Genomic DNA, 17,959 nt, shown 5'->3' on the forward strand with positions numbered 1-17,959 from the left:
CGTCCATCTCCTTCAGGCCATCCTAAAATTCAGGTAGCAAAAATAGTCCTCCCGGAAGCACCGCAGCTACATTCCGAGTTGATCGGGGGGAAATATTCGAAGATGAACGATTCAATGGTCCTCCTTAACCCGATCGGCTTCATCTCTCCCGCATCAAGTAATAATGTTGCTCGATGAGTATGGGTCTGTTGAAAAAAGCCGCCAGCGGCGTTCTCGCCATTTTCCCGTGCTCACGTACTCAGCGTACGGTCCGCGCGTAAAAACGGCTACGGCCTTTCCTTCGAGGGGCCTCAGGACAGGACTGGACGGGCTTGAACCGACCCGGAGCCTTTGATGAGTAATCTAATCCTGGGCAAATTTGCCCTTGAACATCTATATTATTCAACACTCCCAGTATTATAGTTTTTATCGTGCAGAAAAACCCTTATCAGCCAAACTATACCCACAATTACAAGATTAGAACAGACCAATGACCGCATGCGCATTATCATGGGGAGCAAACACCACCCACCTGCTTTCCCAACCTTTTTATGGATTTTCCTCTTGATCGACTTGAGTGAGTTGGGTAAGGTACCACTCTATGACCTTAAAACAGCTCTATCACGATATTTACCAGAAATTTCTGGATAAAAAAGATGAATATCAAGGGTATGACTTTCAAGAGTCACCGGTAGGGTCCGCGACCCCTCCCTCACCCACTTTTGCGGATCACGTCAAATGGTGGACCTGGAATCGTCCTAGTCGGCTACAGAAAATCAGGCAGGACCGCGATCAGCGCCAACAGGACATCATCAACATACAATCCCCTCCGCCAAGCAAAGATTAAAAACTGCGGAGCATTCCCTCGCCTCATGCAGAGTTTCTTCCAGGCAACAGTTCGACTGTACCACCAAGCGCTACTCGCCTCAATCCAATCCTTCACACGTGCGTGGATCTTGATTCCGGTCCTCCTCGCCTTTGCCTTAGGCCTCCTGCTTGTCACCTCCCTAATCGCTCCGCTTGGAATGATCGGAGGGTTTATCCTGGGCGCCCTCAATGCCCTTGTTATTGGTTCCACCCTGAGCCTGACGGAACAGGCCGTCCTTGGCGCACGTCGTGTGAGTTGGCCGGATATCCTGCCAAGTATGGGGCAATATTTTTGGGAGGTCATTTCTGTTGGATTTATGGTGTGGTTTCCCTTGTTATTCCTCGAAATGGGGCTCCAGACCAATCCCTACCAACCGCTGATCGGCACAGCCGTATTTTTCTTAATTTTCGTCTTACTGAATCCAGTACCGGAAGTCATTTACCAGAGCAGGAACGGATCCGCTCTCGAGGTTGTTCGGGAAAGTTATGATTTTGTCGTTGAAAACTGGATCGAATGGTTTTTGCCTGTGGCCATCGCCTTCGGCCCATTCGGCCTGACATTTTTCTTTGAAATGTCCAGCCAGGCGGGAAGACGGGGGGGACTGGACTTCTGGCATCTCATCACGTTGCCCTTTTCCGTACTATCTGAATGGCTCTCTTTGTTAGGGATGTCCTCCGACATGAGTTTTGTTATCGTCCTCGGACTCACTCCCATTGTGACGGTTTTCATGCTCTTCTTTCGGGGCCATTTGTTTGCCGCCCTGCATCGAACTTCACGACGCCAACGAATGTTCCAATCCCGAACTTCCTAACTAATATAGGGAAGGCATGGAACGTTAAAGATTGAATGGCGGGAAAAGGGTGAGCATCCTTTCCTTGTCCCTTCCTCGCCCTATTCGTAACTATTCCCCCTCCTTGCTTGTCGCCCCCAGACCCCCATGGTAAGATGACAACCTTTCACCAAACAGATCCCCGGTGAAGAAGAGTACTAAGAAGATGGGATAAACAGATCCCCTCCAAAAGACAAAGGGCTTCATCAGAGGTTCAGTCGCCGCAAAGTAGATACCCATTCGCGGAGAGGTGCGAGAGTGGCCGAATCGGCGTGACTGGAAATCACGTGTGCCAGCAATGGTACCGTGGGTTCGAAACCCACCCTCTCCGCCATATTTGGTCCGCCGTGAGGATCACTGATATCCTCAAAAGATGATTTTCGCCAGTCCGTGAGGCGATGGACCATCGAAACTGCATTTAGGGGCTGGGCCCTGTGCGACAGAATCCTGCAAACCCCGCCAGGTCCGGAAGGAAGCAACGGTACGTGGGCTAGTCTGTGTGCCGCAGGATCACCTGGCCCCGACTAACTTTATTGCTGGCTCTCCGTGTTTTTGTACCAGACCGAAGTCTTCGAGGGCACATAACGAACCGCTCTTTTTCTGATTAACGCGAATTATGGAATTTCAAGTTTCCGCACGGAAATACCGCCCGACCAATTTTCAGGAAGTCCTGGGGCAGTCCCATGTCGTGCAAACACTCACCAATGCGATCGACCGCAAACGGGTCGCCCATGCCTATGTTTTCTCCGGCATGCGAGGAGTCGGCAAAACCACTGTCGCGCGCATCCTGGCCAAATCTCTTAACTGTGAACAGGGTCCCACCAGCCATCCCTGTGGAACCTGTCCAAGTTGCGTCGAAATCACCCGAGGCAATTCGGTGGATGTCATCGAGATTGACGGAGCATCGAATACCGGAGTAGACGATGTCCGTGAACTTCGTGAAAACGTTAAATTTGCACCGTTTCATGGCACCTACCGTGTCTACATCATCGACGAAGTCCACATGCTGTCCAACTCGGCATTTAACGCCCTGCTTAAAACACTGGAGGAACCCCCGAGTCACTCCGTCTTTATTTTTGCGACAACTGAAGTTCATAAAATTCCTGCCACCATACTTTCACGCTGTCAGCACTTCACCTTTCGACGCATTTCCCGCTTAGAAATCATCACACAACTACGCCACATCGCCACTCAAACGGGTGTGACTGTGGAAGATCGAAGCTTATCGGCACTGGCTCGTGCTAGTGAAGGCAGTATGCGAGACGCATTGAGCCTCCTGGATCAGGCCGTCTCCTTCGGTGGAGAACGCATCCAGCATGGCGATTTGGAAATGTTGATTGGGTCCGTGCCCGACGAACTCGTCCGGCTCATGCTTGACGCCATCCTTGGGCACCAGGCCGCCCAAACAATGGCTCTCGTGGGGCAGTTGGTCGACCAGGGTTTTGATGTCCGGGTATATTGCCGGGAACTGTTGGAGCGATGTCGCAATCTACTAGTGGCTTGCGTGGTACCATCACGCTCACAAGTACAAACCCTTCTTGAATTAGGAGACGAGGAGGTTGATCAGGCCATCGCGCAAGCCCAACAACTCTCCGAGCCCTATTTACAGGCCCTTTTTGCCATTTTCTCCAGAACAGAGGACAGTCTTCGAGGAAGCTCCCATCCACGGTTTCTCATTGAAGCCGCCGTGGTACGGGCAGCGATGCTGGATCCTGCGACAGTCACCTCCGCCACAACTGAACAGAAGGCCAGCGCACCCCCTCAAGTATCTGTCCTACAGGCAAAGGTATTGCCACCTGTGGCCTCGCCTCCGCCTCCCGCACAACCGGCTAAAGTCCAGGCGCCTGCGGATAAACCGGTAACTCCTACAAGCCAGACCCGTCCCAGGTCCGGTGGCGGCGCCACAACAATGTTTCCATCCTCAACACCACCAGGTGCGGAAAAGCCGGTACCGACACAGACCTCATCTGCCAACAGCGAACCCTCGGTGGCTTCTCCCCAAACGGCTGCCCAGCCTTCGTCCGGCCCACCCGTCACGTTAAACTGGGAACTTGTCGTTGAACGCATGATTAATGACCATCCTAATATCGGGAGTTTCCTGGAGAAGGGGAGTGTCGTAACCATGACGGCAGACTCCGTTGTCCTAGGATATTCCAAAAAAGATTCGATTGCTCGCTGGAGAACGGACAAACCCGAAAATCGCGTGCTGATCGGTCAAATATGTGAGGAATTCGCCGGCCGGCCGATAAAAGTCCAAGTCATTGAATTTCAAGAGGGGCAGGCTTACCCGCCGTCAACCGGAGAATTACGAGCAAAAAAAAAACTTGAGCAGGACCAGGACCTCATTGAAAACGTGAAGGCCCACCCTTTGGTGAAACAAGCATTGGAACTATTTGGGGGCACAGTCGTATCGGCAGAAAGAACCCCGCAAAATGAGGAGGTACGTTAATGTCTAAAAATCCATTCTCCAATATGGGCAATCTTTTGAAGCAAGCCCAAGCCATGCAGGAAAAAATGGGAAAAATTCAAGAGGAGGCTGCCACGAAAACAGTCGAGGCTTCAGCCGGAGGCGGGATGGTGACCGTGCAAGCCAACGGAGCCATGCAATTAACCAAGCTGACCATCGATCCGGAAGTCTTGAAATCCGGGGACCATGACATGTTGCAAGACTTAATCGTCGCCGCATCCAATGAAGCCTTGCGAAAGGCGAAAGAGCTAATGGCCGAAGAAATGAAATCCCTCACCGGAGGGATGGGCATTCCCGGCATGTTCTAATTGACCAAGCGAGGTTTATTATGCTGGAAACCACTCCAACCAAACACACCAGAGCCAATGGCCAACCTCAAGGGCTGGTCGCTCGTCTGAGCCGTGAACTCGTACGATTGCCCGGCATTGGCCAAAAAACGGCTCAACGATTGGCCTTTCATCTCATGAAGACGGAAAAAGAAGAGGCGCTACGGCTGGCCGATGCCATTCGTGATGTGAAAGAAGGGGTCTCCTTCTGTACTCAATGCCGAAATATTGCCGAAGGCCCGCTCTGCGAGATTTGCCTGGACCCGAAACGGGACACCACGATCATCCTCGTGGTGGAAGAGCCCAGCACCCTGTATGCCATCGAACAAAGCCGGGCCTTTCGAGGCCTCTATCACGTCCTCTATGGGGCACTCTCTCCACTGGACGGCATCGGGCCGGCAGATATCCGCACCCATGACCTGGAAAACCGAGTCCAGAACGGAGCATTTAAGGAAGTCATCGTGGCCACCAACCCCACAATTGAAGGAGAGGCCACCGCCATTTACCTGACCAAGCGATTAAAACCCTTGGGGGTCAAGGTCTCCCGTATCGCCTATGGCATTCCGGTCGGCATGGATATCGAATATGCCGATGAGGTCACTCTGCTCAAATCCATCGAAGGCCGCCGTGATCTTGGGTAACCAGAACCACGCTACCGTTTCGCGAAAACTTTCTGTTCAATCTGTTCGAACTGCTGGGGAAAGTAGCCCAACCACACCCCAACCTGTCTGATTTCATCCCGCCATTTTTTCTCATAGGCTCCTTCAGCCAACGCAAACCGGATGAAGTCCGTCAGGATCTGACTGACTTTGTCCCCTCCCACGCCATCCGCAAACAATTTGGGAATCGTGAACCCTTGCGACAAGCGAAGAAGGTTATCTTTTTCTTGAGAGGGAAGATCCAAATGACGAAGCACGGCACGAAGCCGCTTGAACTCTGGATCGTTCGCTCGTTCAATTGCGCAGACGAAAAGGCCACCAAGATTATAACGTTCCGTGAGAGAGAGCGGTTCTCCTCCCGTCTTCGTTTCGGCTGAACGGGTAGGGGATGGAACTGATCGACTAGGAGCCTTAGTGACCACCTTTTTTGCTATGGTCGAACCTGCGTTCTTTTTGGACACCAACCCCTCTTGCTTTGTGACCACAGACTTCGGATTAGAGGCCTTTCCTAAAATGGTTGTTTTCTTCGCGACAGAAACCTTCTTTTTGTAAGTTGACGGTTTTTGAGCCGCAGGCTTTTTAGCTTTGGGCTTGAGAGCCGTTTTCACCACATTCTTCTTTGTGGTTGTCTTCTTCAATGCAGGTTTTTTGGCAGACACACCTTTTGAAGAAGTCGGTTTGGCTTTCGTTGCCACAGTTTTTTTCGAACCAACCGTCTTTTTACCGGATGTGAGTTTTGGGGCAGCCTTTTTCTTTCTCATAGCTGCACTGGTTTTTCCCGCCTTTTTCGTCGCAGCAGATTTAGACGCCACAGTCTTTTTTATTTTTATTGAAGGTTTCTTGGAAGGGGGTGTTGAAGCCACGCGACGAACAGATTTCTTTTGAGCCATGCAGAGTCCTTTCTATGAATCGATAAAGAAGAGAAAAAATTGAACCAACGGTTGGATCAAAAAAGAAATGATAGCCTTTCCATCGGACTCCAGCAATACGTGAGGGAAGAACAGTCCGATTTAGACAATTTTCACAGGATGGATCTTTCAGTCCAACCGCAAAAACCTCTTGAACATTTAGGGAATTCCTGGGAAGCTTAAAGGCCAATTAAAAAGATTCACCTCTTATAGAGCATTTAATATAAACCCGCGTTTAACACCCTCAAAACCCATATGAAAGTTTTCATCTCCTATTCCCATAAGGACGAGGTCCATCGGAATAACTTGGTTACCCATTTGGCCCCGCTGAAGCGAGATAGAATAATTGAGGTCTGGCACGACCGGAAAATTTCGGCAGGCCGTGAATGAGCCGATCAAATCCACGAAAATCTGGAGCAGGCCTCCATTATTCTACTGCTCATCAGTTCTGATTTTCTGGCTTCTAATTATTGCTGCGACAAAGAAATGGATCGTGCCCTAGAAAAACATCAACATGGGGAAGCCCGGGTCATTCCCATTATCATTCGTTCGGCCGACTGGACCTCAGCCCCGTTTGCCATGCTCCAGGCCCTACCTCAAAATGGAAAACCAATTGCCAGTTGGAACATAGAAGATGAAGCCTGGACCGATGTAGCTAAAGGCATTCGTCTGGTTGTCCAGGAACTTTCCGGCCAACCCAAACCTTCTACCAATCAGAGGCCCAAAGAGCATCACAAATCTGTTTGGAACATTCCGCTTGAGCGCAATCCGTTTTTTATGGGCAGGGAGGATATTCTTGGGGAGATTCGTGAAGCACTTCTATCATCGGGCAGGGCTGCCTTTTCCAGATTGGGAGGAATCGGCAAAACACAAACGGCTGTGGAGTATGCCTTCCGGCACAAAGACGATTATCCGCATATTTTCTGGATCAAAGCCGAATCCAAGGAATCTCTCATATCAGACTTTGCCCAACTCGCCTTGGTGTTGAAATTACCGGAAAAGGATGCAAAAGATCAGCAAGAGATCGTCAACGCCGTCCTTCGGTGGCTCAAACAACATGACGAATGGCTTTTGATCTTGGACAATGCCGATGACCTCTCCTTGATTTACCCTTTCATCCAGGGACTTCAATCCGGCCATATTCTGCTCACAACAAGAGCACAAGCCACAGGGACGATCTCAGGGGTAGAAGTCAAAAAATTACCGGATCAGGAGGGAGGGATTTTTCTTTTACGACGTGCCAAATTGATCACCAAAGACACTCCCTATGAAACCGTTCCCAAGGTACTACGAACCCAAGCCCTTGCTATTGTCAGGGAACTAGACGGTCTGCCACTCGCCTTAGACCAGGCTGGCGCCTACATTGAGGAAACACAGTGTGGATTGGCTGGTTATCTCGACCTCTACCGGACGCATGGTGTCGAGCTTATCAAGGAACGAGGTCTCTTTGCATCTGGGCATCCCGATCCCGTGGCCACAACCTGGGTCCTGTCCTTTCAAAAAATCGAACAGGCAAATCCCGCCGCTGCTGAGCTTTTACAGTTCTGTGCATTTCTTCATCCCGATTCCATACCCGAAGAACTCATCACCGAGGGAGCGTCCGAACTCGGTCCAGTTCTCGGATTGGTGGTTGGGAATGCTCTATCGTTTAACAACGCTATTGGGGACATTTTAAAATTTTCCCTCATCCATCGAGGCATGAACACCCACACATTGGAAATCCATCGCCTGGTCCAAGCCATCATCTTGGAGAGTCTTAACGACGAGACCAGAAAACAATGGATTGAACGTTTCGTCCGAACGATGAATCGTGTGCTTCCGGATGTAAAATTTGAAACATGGCCCCATTATGACCGCTTGCTGAGTCAGGCACAGCAATGTGCCTCCCTCATTTCTCAAGAAAATCTCATGCTCTTAGAAGGGGCACGAATGTTAAACCAAACGGCCCATTATCTCTACGAACGTGCCCGGTATGCCGACGCGGAACCCCTCTACCAGCGCGCCCTGGCCATTCGGGAACAGACCTTGGGACCCACGCATCCTGAAGTCGCCACGAGCCTCAACAACTTAGCTCTGCTCTATTACGCCCAAGGACAGTATGATAAGACCGCACCTCTCCTTCAGCGCGCTCTAACAATTCGTGAGGAAGCCTTGGGTGCAGAGCATCCCAATACCAAATCTTTAAGACAAAATTATGAAAATTTAGTAAAAATGATGGAGAGTGAGAACGTTTGAACACCCATAACCAAGGACAGGATGGTCAAAATGACCATTCAGCGAAGCGAGAACAAAGCTGATGGCCATTTTCACCATCCTGTCAGGGAGAGACGCCGCTTTTAAGGACAATTTCGCATATATGATCCAACCGTTCGATATGCTCATAGGCCGACCAGGGGTCGGATGCCATAGAGCAAACTCCGTGGTTGGCTTGGCCAACAATATCGTAATCGCCTGCCGGATTGGCTTCTGTGACCCCCAGGGCTTTCGCCGTGGCTTCGCCCAGTTCCGAGCTGATGGCAGGAAGGGCGGGCACCGTTGGGCCAATCCGGGTATAGCGGTAAATCTCGGGAAAGTCTTTGCAGATTTTCTGGAGATCGAATCCTCGATAGATCGCTCCGACCACATGGGTTGGATGCACATGTACCACCGCACGCGTTCGATTCATCCCTCTGGTCAGGAGATAATGCATGTGCAGCTCACCGGAAGGATTGGTTCCGGGAGCCACCTGCAACTTCCCGTCTACGAACTTAATTTTGACCATATGCTCAGGATGAACAATCGTCTTTCGCCAGCCTGAGGGGGTGACGTACAGGTAGACGCTCCTCGCTCGTCTGAGGCTACAATTTCCGTCACGACTGGTAATCCACCCGCGCTCATAACACCGCCGTAACACATCGCCTATGGCTGTAATCATAGAATGGTGTCTCCTTCCTTACTGTTTAGGCCTTAATTTCTTGCGATTAAGTGAATCATCCTGTTTTGTTTTCTCCTACCCTATCACCGAGCACCTGTCTGCCATTTAAGAGACAGGCTCCTGTGGGCAGACAGAAAGCGCTCTCTGTTTCCAATGAGCAAGGAGACATGTTCATAAAAGTGAGAACCGGGATGGAGCGCTCTGAAACAGGGGCCGAGGGGGATATAGTGCGCCTACAAGCATTCCGGGTTCCGTCCCCACGTCTCGGAGAACACAAATTCCCTCAACTCTTTACGAGACCGTGGGGCCAATTCCCGTTCACGAAGCGGGACCGGGAGGGTAGATGTATCTCCCTGATACCCGATGGCGATCCCGGTTACGGCTTCATAGCCGGCAGGAAAAGCATAGCGTTCGCAAATGGTGTGAGGAAGAATCCCGGCCATTTGATGGACCACCAGGTCCATGGCTGTGGCTTGCATGACCAGATTTCCTACGGCCAATCCGACATCATGATAGGCATGGCGGTTAACCTGTCCATTATGATCAAAATGGAGTTTTGCGACCGTGAGCAGAAGAAGTGGAGCACGTTTTGCCCAGATTTGATTTCCCTCCACCAGACAACTCAGAAGCTTCTGATGGCTTTCGGGGTGCTCCCTTGTTGCAAGAATAAAGACCCAAGGCTGTTCGTTAAAACAGGAGGAAGCCCATCGTGCTGCTTCCAACAAGCTTTGGATTTTCTCTCGTTCTACCGGCTGATCGGCAAACGCTCTTGGACTCCAGCGACGACGCAATAGGTCATGAATGTCAAATTGAACGTCTGCTGGTTTTTCCATGATTTCTCCTGAGAGACTTTACGCCACTTCACTTATTGATGAATCGGTCTTATGGTAGACGCCACTGGCCACATTCTTCTGGCTCCGGAATGCGCCAGGCGGGCTCCTCCACCGGGATTAATTTGAGCTTGTCAGGATGCGGACGTAATCCATATGAGAGATCAATGTCAGACCTGTCTGTGTGGTCTCCACATAGACAGCAATCTGATTCATCCGCATCCGCGTACAATAGTTCCATAAATTCATGATCCCAGAAATACCAATCGGTCATTGTTTCGAAATCCACCGGCCCAAACCGGTATCCCCCCAACACGGTAAATGACACCGATTCATCATGAACCTGATCGTTGTGCCAGAGACAATAATTTTTGAGGCTTCCGTAAAGTAGAAGCCAATGATAGTCGGTCAATCGATAGACCATCGATGCCTCATGGGCAACCAGCAATTCCTCAAGCGTGATGAGTGCACTATAGGGAGTAAACAATATCCCGACGGCCGGATACTCCACTAACCAGGCGTCGGTGTCATTGTGAGATGCGACACGCCGTACGGATTGAAGTTCGTAGTCAAGCGCCTGCCTCACAAACGGAATAAACACGGCATCAGGTTGAGTCCGAAAATACAGCATTGCTCGTGTTCCAAACAGGTAAACCCTGGCTAATTTTCTTGCAGGGCTTGCGTAACGAGGTCCGTAATGGCGTGCAATTGGAAAGGCTTATCGATGGTGTGTTGAGCCCCTAACCGACGAGCGAGATCCAACAAATCGAGTTTGGCTCGCTCACTTCCGCCCGACATGGCAATAATTTTTACCTGAGGAAATTCACGCCGCAAATCCAGTATGGTCTCAAGCCCCTCTTTTTCGGGCATAAGAATATCTAAAATAATGAGATCGGCAGGGTGGTTGCGATATTCCTTGATGCCTTCGACTCCGTTTGAGGCACAGTCCACAGTATATCCCTGGTTTTCCAAGGCTTGCTTCAACAGGTCACAAACCTGCCGATCATCATCCACAACAAGAATGTTTGCCATAACTTTGTCTCTTTCCACGCCCCACTCCGGATGGTCACCTTCCTCTTCTCCAGGAAATGACACATTACGAACTGTGCGACCAACTTTTGATCCTTTAAAAAATAACGGTTTGTGCCAAACTGACAACTTCTCGACTATCAAACATGACACGAACAAAACCCTATCCGCTTCTGGAATTCATGATTATTGAATAGCCATCCCGGAATGGCCTGCACTCAGAGGGCTATGTTATGACCCACCACAAACTCATAGAACCATACCTTTCCCATTTATTCCTTTTGCGATATCTCAAGACTCGGCTAACGATGAAGATGTTTTGTCGAGGACATGGCGAATAATCGGAACCAGGTCCCGGATCGCCAATGGCTTCATTAAATAGCCCTGAATACCCAATGCCTTCGCTCGCTCAGCAGAGATCACATGACTGAATCCTGTACACAAAATGATGGGGAGATCCGGGCGAATCCGCAGAAGCTCACGGGATAAAGCCTCCCCGGTTAATCCCGGCATAGTCTGATCAGTAATCACGAGATCAAAACGATGAGGGTCTTGCCTAAATGTCCTCAGGGCTTCGATGGAACTCGTGTGCACTTCCACGGTATATCCCAGTTGGGTGAGAAGTTCCTTCCCCAGACGCACAATCGTCTCTTCATCATCCACAAATAAAACGGACTCTTTCCCAGTCGGAATGGCTTTTTGATCATAAACAGGCTCTAAGACCTGTGTCGGAACGGTCGGGAGGTAAACATCGATCTTCGTCCCCTTGTTCACGATACTATCAACGACAATGGCTCCTTTGTGACTCGTAATGATTCCATGCACCACGGCCATCCCCATCCCCGACCCCTCGCCAATCGGCTTGGTAGTAAAGAAAGGGTCAAACAGCCGTTCGAGTACCTCAGGCGTCATGCCCGAACCGGTATCTTCCACCGTCAATCGAACATGCGAGCCAGGATGTAATCCCGAGATCGCTCCGGTGAGTTCCTCTGTCACTTCCACATCTTCCAGGGTAATGGTTAAAATCCCGCCAGGTTCTCGCATAGCATATTCAGCGTTAGTGCATAAATTGATAATGATCTGATGCATTTGGGTTGGATCCGCTAGAATGATGGCCTCTGTGTTAAATGCTTGACGGATCTCAATGGTCGTGGGAATCGTGGATCGTAAGAGTTTCAGGGCTTCCCGGACGATCATGTGGAGAGGTGTGGGCTTCTTCCCCTGACCTGCTTGACGACTAAAGGTCAAAATTTGAAGCACCAAGTGTTTGGCTCGGTGACCTGCGGTCAGCACTTCTTGCAGATTTCGTTGAGTACGGCTTTCCTTTGGCACCGTGGCCAACGCCAACTCGGTATAGCCCAAAATGGCCGTTAAAATATTATTGAAATCATGGGCGATGCCGCCTGCCAACGTCCCAATGGCTTCCATGCGGCTTGATTGTCGAAATTGCCGTTCAGTTTTCGTCAGAGCCTCATCCACACGCTTCCGTTCTGTAATATCCTCCGCCACTCCCGCAAGGCTCAGCAAGTCCCCATTAGGCTTTCGAATGGGAACCGTTTGAATTCGCACCCACCGCATGGTGTTATCCGGTCTCACAATCCGGCATTCTCCCTGAACCCCATTCACATCCGGTGCAAACTGGTGTGTGTGAAATCGTGGTTGATCCTCATGATGAATCGCATTCCATAGGCTTCGCGGATTTTCCAAAAGACTGGCACAACTCCGGCCCCAGACCGTTTCATATTGAGGGCTGATATACCAGATCTCAGACTGGTCAGGGGCAAAGACCCAAAATACTTCTTTGATATGGTCCACAAGTTGCCGAAATCGTTCATCCCGCTCTGCCAGCGCGACCTCCAGTTCCTTTGTGTATTTCGTCAGTTGGTCACGGAAGGTCTGACGGAGAGTACTCAGCAATTCCGATGGGGACCCATCCCGTTTAAGGTAGGCAACGACGCTCTCACCAATGACATCTTTAGCTGAACCCAGAGTAGCAAAGGCCGGATTCAGGATCATCTGAATCTCTGCATTCTTCGCCTTGAGAAGAGAAAGCAATGAGACTTCGGAAACATCCGGCGCCTGCAGATCGACCACTGCGACCGCAAAGCTTTCGCATTTCGCACATTCCGAAGCCTCCGCGGCCGTCCTGGCCCCTACCACCTGATAGCCTTCTTCCCCTAGAACATTGACGAGCGCTTCCAATTGGTCAGGACGGTCTTGCACAATGAGGATTCGCAACCATTCCCTTCGCATCGTCATATATCCCTCCATGATGTCTACCGTCCAGAACTGTGTGCGTGACTCTCGGAATTTATTCAAGGATGTATTTGGGGCTTTCTGCCTTAGAGGTGTTTGAACCTAGACTTTCCAAAACAGGATCCACTTGGATTTCCACCTCTCCACCGGTTTCTCCGGCGCATCCTACTTCAGCATCGACCACACAGGATGTTGGTTTCGCTCACGGGATTGATCGCGGCTCATGGCCATCCGGAAACCAATCCCCACTATTTCCCAATTATCCGGCCCCATCATAACAATCCCGGCATTAATGGTCACGCCCCTCCTCATCAACAAGAAGGGAGAGAGGATACCGGGAAAATGAATACTGGGGAGGGGTCTTCTGGGTATCACAACCGCTCCTGTGATATTCGGAAAAACGGTGTATCACGGTCCGGTTTACCAAGAGGCCACAATACAGTCGAAATTACTTAATAGAAGAGGATGCGTATCAACCGTTGGTCATTCAGGGGTGAGGCAAGCTACCTAGAGACAAAAGGAAGCGTGAGAAAGGTTAAACACCCCCCTAAAATAAGGAAGGGAAAAACCGTGCAGGAAATTTAATGAAGGGCCACTTTGGTTCCGTAAGACTCATGGGATGTTGCCACCTATCGTTCCCCAGCCAATGTCCGCTCTTTCGAGGGACCAGCCTTGACCGCTGAGGCAATGTCCTCTTGAATCCTTTCGGCCATTTTGCGCCGATTGTCCGCATCGCGAATAGGTCGCCCAACGACTAAATAATCGGCCCCGGCTCGAATGGCATCAAATGGAGTTAATGAACGTTGATGTTCATGGGTGTTCTGTCCGGCAGGTCTCACGCCTGGAGAGACAATGAGCGCCTTCGGACCAAACCGTTCTCTCAGAATTCCAACATATTTTCCTGAGGCGATTAGACCATCGCACCCTTGGGCCATCGCCATATCGGCTCGCCATAAGACGTAGTCATCCAGAGAATGAAAACGTCCGGGCTCTCCTGGTTGCACACTCAACATCCCCAGGTCTTGAAGATCTTTTTCCCCCCAACTCGAAAGGAGCGGAACGGTCAATATTTGTATTGACCCGGCGCCTCGACCCAACACTGCAGCTTTGGCTGTGGCATGATTTCCCAATATGGTAAGAAAATCAACATCAAGATCAGCCGCCAGATTCACAGCTCGGCGCACGGTTTCATCGATATCATTCATCTTCAGATCTAAAAAAATCCTGCAATTTTGTGCACGTAATTCCTTGATAAAATCCGCATTTACCGCCAGAAATAATTCCAGGCCGATTTTATAAAACCGGGCGACACCCTCTAAATCCTTCACATATTGACGGGCCTCCTCTACGGAGGGAACATCAAGTGCGACAATTAACCGTTCCTGTATGGGGATAACCATGTTCATTCCCAGATCACCAAATACGCCAGCGGTTCAACATTCATGGGAAGGACCGGATGAGGAAACCATATACGGCCCAAGGAAAGGGAGCACGGGGCATTATCCCAGGCTTTTTTACCAGTAAGCCAAACACCCAAATTCCGCATGAACACTAATTCTTGTTTATCAACAGTGGAGAGTGCCATAACCAATGGATGAACTCAAGCCACACCGCATCGAGGCCAAACCTGCCCTTGATGACTCATCGATTCGAACCATTTCGCCGAAAATCCCTGGACCTGCATAGGTTTCCTGGATCGACTCCCTTCCACAAACTACCCCGCAGGATCCGTATCCAACATTTTTACGGTTCTGCCCTAGGCAAAAGCGCCGTTTCCGGTTTTGAAGCCGAATGGTGCCCTTCACAATTTCACGTCGGGTGGAATCCGATTGTTGAGGCTTGGAGACAGCTAGTTGACCTATTAAAGAAAACAGATCGAAAAGACAGGGCAAATTCGCAAACACATTTGTCGGTCAATTCAATCTCGTGGAGTATACAGGTCAAGATTGTGTATCCATTTGGATAATTGGGTGTATCCAAACAGATATATAAATTTCCTTTTTTCATATAAAAAAGTCAATAACACAGGGACTTTCCTTTGCAAAATTTTCACAAAATCACATTTTTTTCCAAAGGCTTATCGCTCAACCGATTCAACGTATGCCGTAATTGGTACGTAGATTGCGTGTTCAATCATTATAAGCCCATTCTCAGGACCATCTGCCTTGAGGGACAATTACGCCAGACATGAGGTCAGACCATGGCAAACGCATCCCCGATACCATCCTCTTCCTCATCCCCCATTCTAGTCGTCGACGATGAACAGGATATTGTCCTGACTTTACGAGATCTTTTGGAAGCCGACGGGCATCACATTAATGTGGCTTCAACAGGCGGCACCGCATTGGAATGCGTAAAACTTCACTCGCCTAGTGTGGTAATCCTTGACGTCAAACTCCCTGACATGGATGGGTTACTCGTTCTAGAGAAGATGACAAAAGCGGTGCCAGGTCTTCCCATCATTATTTTGTCGAGTTACACCACTCTCGATGATGTGACCGGCCCCCTGGAAGAACAGGGCGCCTTTGCCTATCTTCATAAACCCATCAACCGTTCCGAAATTAGAACCACGGTGCGTCAAGCGCTCAAGGCTTATGCCTTGGCAAAAAAAATGGAACGCGCCCGTCACGCCTTATATGAAAGCGAAATCCGCTTTCAAGCCGTCTTTCAGGCAGCCATTGATGCCATTGTATTAGCCGATCACACCGGCCGCATCATGTCCTGGAATAAGGCTGCTGAATCGATGTTTGAATATACCGCCGAGGAAATGTTTGGAAAACCACTGACACTGATCATGCCCAGTCGCTACCGGGAAGCTCATACCAAAGGCATGAACCGGTTACAAACAACAGGCGAATCTCACGTCATCGGGAAAACGGTCACACTCCATGGATTAAGAAAAAGCGGGCAGGAATTCCCCATCGAACTCTCTTTGAATTCCTGGATGACAGGGACGCATCCTTCCTATTCAGGATTTATTCGAGACCTCTCAATTCGAGAATCAAAGAAGGAAAGGCCTGTGCAATATCAGAACGTATGAGACCCCTGGACCGGGCATGGCTCTTTATTTTTTGAGCGGTGAGGCAAAGAGGATCGTCTGAACAAACATGAACTGAAGAAGAGCGATCCCAAGCAGGTTAAAGGATTCGGTGCGAGCAGGAGATAATTCCTGCCGTGAAACCCTTCCAATATGACTCCTTCGGTTCACCTATCCAGGCGCATGTAATCCCTCTTTCGTAAACACACGTTGTTTGTCGTAGTTTTTCCTCACACTCAGGTCCCCTGAGAACTGCTTGGGCCTGCTCATTCCCATCGCAAGATTTCCACACAATCGAAAATTTAATAGTCAATCGGATTTCAATGTAGCAAGGGCTGGCTCAAGCCTTGGAAGATCATCATTCAAGAATCTCAGATCGGTTGAAAATATGTCGTACTTGGTTAACTCATGCAAAGGAACGAACCGTATATTTTTGATCTCGGGAGAGCGGGGGCGTATGTGCCCGGAACTCAGTCTCGCACGGAAGATTGCGAAACCGTCCTGTGGAGCACAGCGGAAGTAAAAGTGCAATCGAAAGGGACCGGGTTCTTCCGGAAGATAGGGAATAGCATCAATTCTAAGGAGGCTGTTCACCCTAATGGCGATTCCGAGTTCTTCGGACATTTCCTTGCAAAGAGCTGCCTGAATAACATCGTCAGGCGATGAAGTGTTACTTGGTCTGGTCGGATCTCCGAGAGTCGATTCGAGAGACCCACCAGGAAGGCCCCATGCTCCTTTCGGCCGATAACTGTGCTCAACCAAGAGTACCTCCGGAGGTGATGAATTTTCGTCGATCATGACGGCTATTGCCCCCACTACCCAGCTTCTGGCAAGCACCCCTTTAAAAAATCCTGCCACCCGTGGCGGAAACAGCCTCCAAATATAAAGGGCAAAACGATGAAGGTTGGGGTGATGCTCAATAAACCGTGTTAACCATGCGAACATATCTTTTTACGGTATCTATGAACACCCAACCCGGCAAGGGGGTTTAGTGAATGTTTCACGAGGTCCGTTGTTTTTTTCAAGTTCATGTCCTTTTGTCCTATCACTATGCCTTGGGTCAATAACGCCAATACACTATGCATAACTCTCTAAGATAAATTGAATCCTCAATTTTGGATCAAAAATCATCCTTTGGTTTTTCCACTTGGATTCGATTCACTATAGCTATCGACTTATTGGCCACACAGCATTGCTGCTTGATAGTTTATTGCCCTGCCGCTTATGGGACCTTTGTCCCAAGAAGAAAATAGGTCACATATCTGGGAAAAATTTCCCTATTTTTTTGATTGGAATTTTATACGCTCATACGCAATAGAATGAGAGGATTCCATACTGTAAGGATCCCCTTACGGAGATAAACCTTTCAAAACGAGACCTTTAAAATTTTCATTGCCCGTAAAGCAGCTACACATTTTTTCTCTACCAGACCTAAAGTTCATCCTGAAAATTGAATACTCACCCTGGACGACGTACTGTTTAAAGAAAAGGTAAAAAAATCTCGCGCGGAGAGGTTTTCGATCAATTAGTGCTTCAGCCACTGATCAGGAGAATTGCAAATGTGATTGCTCCAAAAAATAATACTTGAGCATCGGAATGGCCCCATGACCATGCGGTATGCTCGCCTTTCGCCGGGCTTCCGCCATGAGCCTATCAACCACGGAAGTTTGTTCGAACCCGGGACCAAAACCAAGACCAGTGGGGTTGAAGGGCCAATACCGGAAAAGAATGACGTGAGGGAAGTGTTTGAAAGAAAAAATGAAATTGACTGGCTGGGGGACCAGGAATCGAACCTGGGTTCTAAGATCCAAAATCTTATGTCTTGCCCCTAGACGATCCCCCAACCGAACAGGCACT

17 protein-coding genes, 2 tRNA genes and 1 other RNA gene are annotated in these 17,959 nt (G+C 49.6%); 10 read left to right on the plus strand and 10 right to left on the minus strand.

Translation table 11 applies throughout. The features are described from left to right. Positions 1-580 precede the first annotated feature (580 nt). The 7 genes from ACTRXD_RS08660 to recR all read left to right on the plus strand — a co-directional run bounded on the left by ACTRXD_RS08660 (position 581) and on the right by recR (position 5,110). Positions 581-826: a hypothetical protein gene (locus ACTRXD_RS08660; RefSeq protein ID WP_442431424.1), complete on the plus strand. Its 246-nt coding sequence runs from the start codon at positions 581-583 to the stop codon at positions 824-826. A gap of 25 nt (positions 827-851) precedes the next feature. Then, positions 852-1,658, plus strand: a complete 807-nt coding sequence (locus tag ACTRXD_RS08665; protein WP_442431425.1) for a hypothetical protein — start codon at positions 852-854, stop codon at positions 1,656-1,658. A 262-nt stretch (positions 1,659-1,920) separates the two neighbouring features. Beyond that, positions 1,921-2,010, plus strand: a tRNA-Ser gene (locus ACTRXD_RS08670). An 89-nt stretch (positions 2,011-2,099) separates the two neighbouring features. Then, an RNA gene (gene ffs / locus ACTRXD_RS08675) (signal recognition particle sRNA small type) lies at positions 2,100-2,199 on the plus strand. A gap of 93 nt (positions 2,200-2,292) precedes the next feature. Then, positions 2,293-4,125, plus strand: a complete 1,833-nt coding sequence (gene dnaX, locus ACTRXD_RS08680; RefSeq protein ID WP_442431426.1) for a DNA polymerase III subunit gamma/tau — start codon at positions 2,293-2,295, stop codon at positions 4,123-4,125. Further along, positions 4,125-4,451, plus strand: a complete 327-nt coding sequence (locus ACTRXD_RS08685) for a YbaB/EbfC family nucleoid-associated protein (RefSeq protein WP_312645783.1) — start codon at positions 4,125-4,127, stop codon at positions 4,449-4,451. Before dnaX ends, ACTRXD_RS08685 begins: the two co-directional genes overlap by 1 nt. Positions 4,452-4,471: 20 nt before the next feature. Then, the gene (recR, locus tag ACTRXD_RS08690; RefSeq protein ID WP_442431427.1) at positions 4,472-5,110 is read left to right on the plus strand and encodes a recombination mediator RecR; all 639 of its coding nucleotides are present in this window, start codon (positions 4,472-4,474) and stop codon (positions 5,108-5,110) included. 11 nt (positions 5,111-5,121) lie between these two features. On the opposite strand, the gene ACTRXD_RS08695 is transcribed toward recR, so the two are convergent. Beyond that, a complete protein-coding gene (locus ACTRXD_RS08695; RefSeq protein WP_442431428.1) occupies positions 5,122-5,736 on the minus strand; it encodes a hypothetical protein in 615 nt (204 codons plus the stop codon). Between ACTRXD_RS08695 and ACTRXD_RS08700 the strand changes: the two genes are divergently transcribed. Together ACTRXD_RS08700 and ACTRXD_RS08705 are read left to right on the plus strand one after the other, a co-directional pair. Beyond that, positions 5,720-6,013, plus strand: a complete 294-nt coding sequence (locus ACTRXD_RS08700; RefSeq protein ID WP_442431429.1) for a hypothetical protein — start codon at positions 5,720-5,722, stop codon at positions 6,011-6,013. The genes ACTRXD_RS08695 and ACTRXD_RS08700 overlap by 17 nt on opposite strands. 422 nt (positions 6,014-6,435) lie before the next feature. Next, positions 6,436-8,271, plus strand: coding sequence for a tetratricopeptide repeat protein (locus ACTRXD_RS08705; RefSeq protein WP_442431728.1), 1,836 nt, complete (start codon positions 6,436-6,438; stop codon positions 8,269-8,271). 82 nt (positions 8,272-8,353) lie between these two features. Here the strand turns inward: ACTRXD_RS08705 and ACTRXD_RS08710 are convergent, their stop codons facing one another. From ACTRXD_RS08710 to pyrF, 7 genes are all read right to left on the minus strand, one after another. Continuing rightward, positions 8,354-8,950, minus strand: a complete 597-nt coding sequence (locus ACTRXD_RS08710; RefSeq protein ID WP_442431430.1) for a class II aldolase/adducin family protein — start codon at positions 8,948-8,950, stop codon at positions 8,354-8,356. Between the two features lie 233 nt (positions 8,951-9,183). Continuing rightward, complete coding sequence (locus ACTRXD_RS08715; protein WP_442431431.1) at positions 9,184-9,783, minus strand: nitroreductase family protein; 600 nt, start codon at positions 9,781-9,783, stop codon at positions 9,184-9,186. Between the two features lie 49 nt (positions 9,784-9,832). Next, positions 9,833-10,411, minus strand: a complete 579-nt coding sequence (locus ACTRXD_RS08720; protein ID WP_442431432.1) for a hypothetical protein — start codon at positions 10,409-10,411, stop codon at positions 9,833-9,835. Between the two features lie 29 nt (positions 10,412-10,440). Beyond that, positions 10,441-10,812 carry a response regulator gene (locus ACTRXD_RS08725; RefSeq protein WP_442431433.1) on the minus strand — a complete coding sequence of 124 codons (372 nt, stop codon included), beginning with the start codon at positions 10,810-10,812 and terminating at the stop codon, positions 10,441-10,443. Between the two features lie 288 nt (positions 10,813-11,100). Next, a complete protein-coding gene (locus ACTRXD_RS08730) occupies positions 11,101-13,068 on the minus strand; it encodes a response regulator (protein ID WP_442431434.1) in 1,968 nt (655 codons plus the stop codon). Positions 13,069-13,230: 162 nt separating this feature from the next. Beyond that, positions 13,231-13,365: a hypothetical protein gene (locus tag ACTRXD_RS08735; protein ID WP_442431435.1), complete on the minus strand. Its 135-nt coding sequence runs from the start codon at positions 13,363-13,365 to the stop codon at positions 13,231-13,233. A gap of 329 nt (positions 13,366-13,694) precedes the next feature. Beyond that, positions 13,695-14,465: an orotidine-5'-phosphate decarboxylase gene (pyrF, locus tag ACTRXD_RS08740; RefSeq protein ID WP_442431436.1), complete on the minus strand. Its 771-nt coding sequence runs from the start codon at positions 14,463-14,465 to the stop codon at positions 13,695-13,697. Positions 14,466-15,265: 800 nt separating this feature from the next. On the opposite strand from pyrF, the gene ACTRXD_RS08745 reads away from it, so the two are divergent. Beyond that, positions 15,266-16,105, plus strand: a complete 840-nt coding sequence (locus tag ACTRXD_RS08745; protein ID WP_442431437.1) for a PAS domain S-box protein — start codon at positions 15,266-15,268, stop codon at positions 16,103-16,105. Between the two features lie 306 nt (positions 16,106-16,411). On the opposite strand, the gene ACTRXD_RS08750 is transcribed toward ACTRXD_RS08745, so the two are convergent. Both ACTRXD_RS08750 and ACTRXD_RS08755 read right to left on the minus strand, forming a co-directional pair. Further along, positions 16,412-17,047 (minus strand): NUDIX hydrolase, encoded by a 636-nt coding sequence (locus tag ACTRXD_RS08750; RefSeq protein ID WP_442431438.1) that lies wholly within the window; start codon positions 17,045-17,047, stop codon positions 16,412-16,414. A gap of 824 nt (positions 17,048-17,871) precedes the next feature. Further along, positions 17,872-17,945 (minus strand) — tRNA-Gln (locus tag ACTRXD_RS08755). Positions 17,946-17,959 lie beyond the last annotated feature (14 nt).

It is taken from the genome of Nitrospira sp. T9, from assembly GCF_052156535.1.
In the GTDB taxonomy this organism is placed as follows: domain Bacteria; phylum Nitrospirota; class Nitrospiria; order Nitrospirales; family UBA8639; genus Nitrospira_E.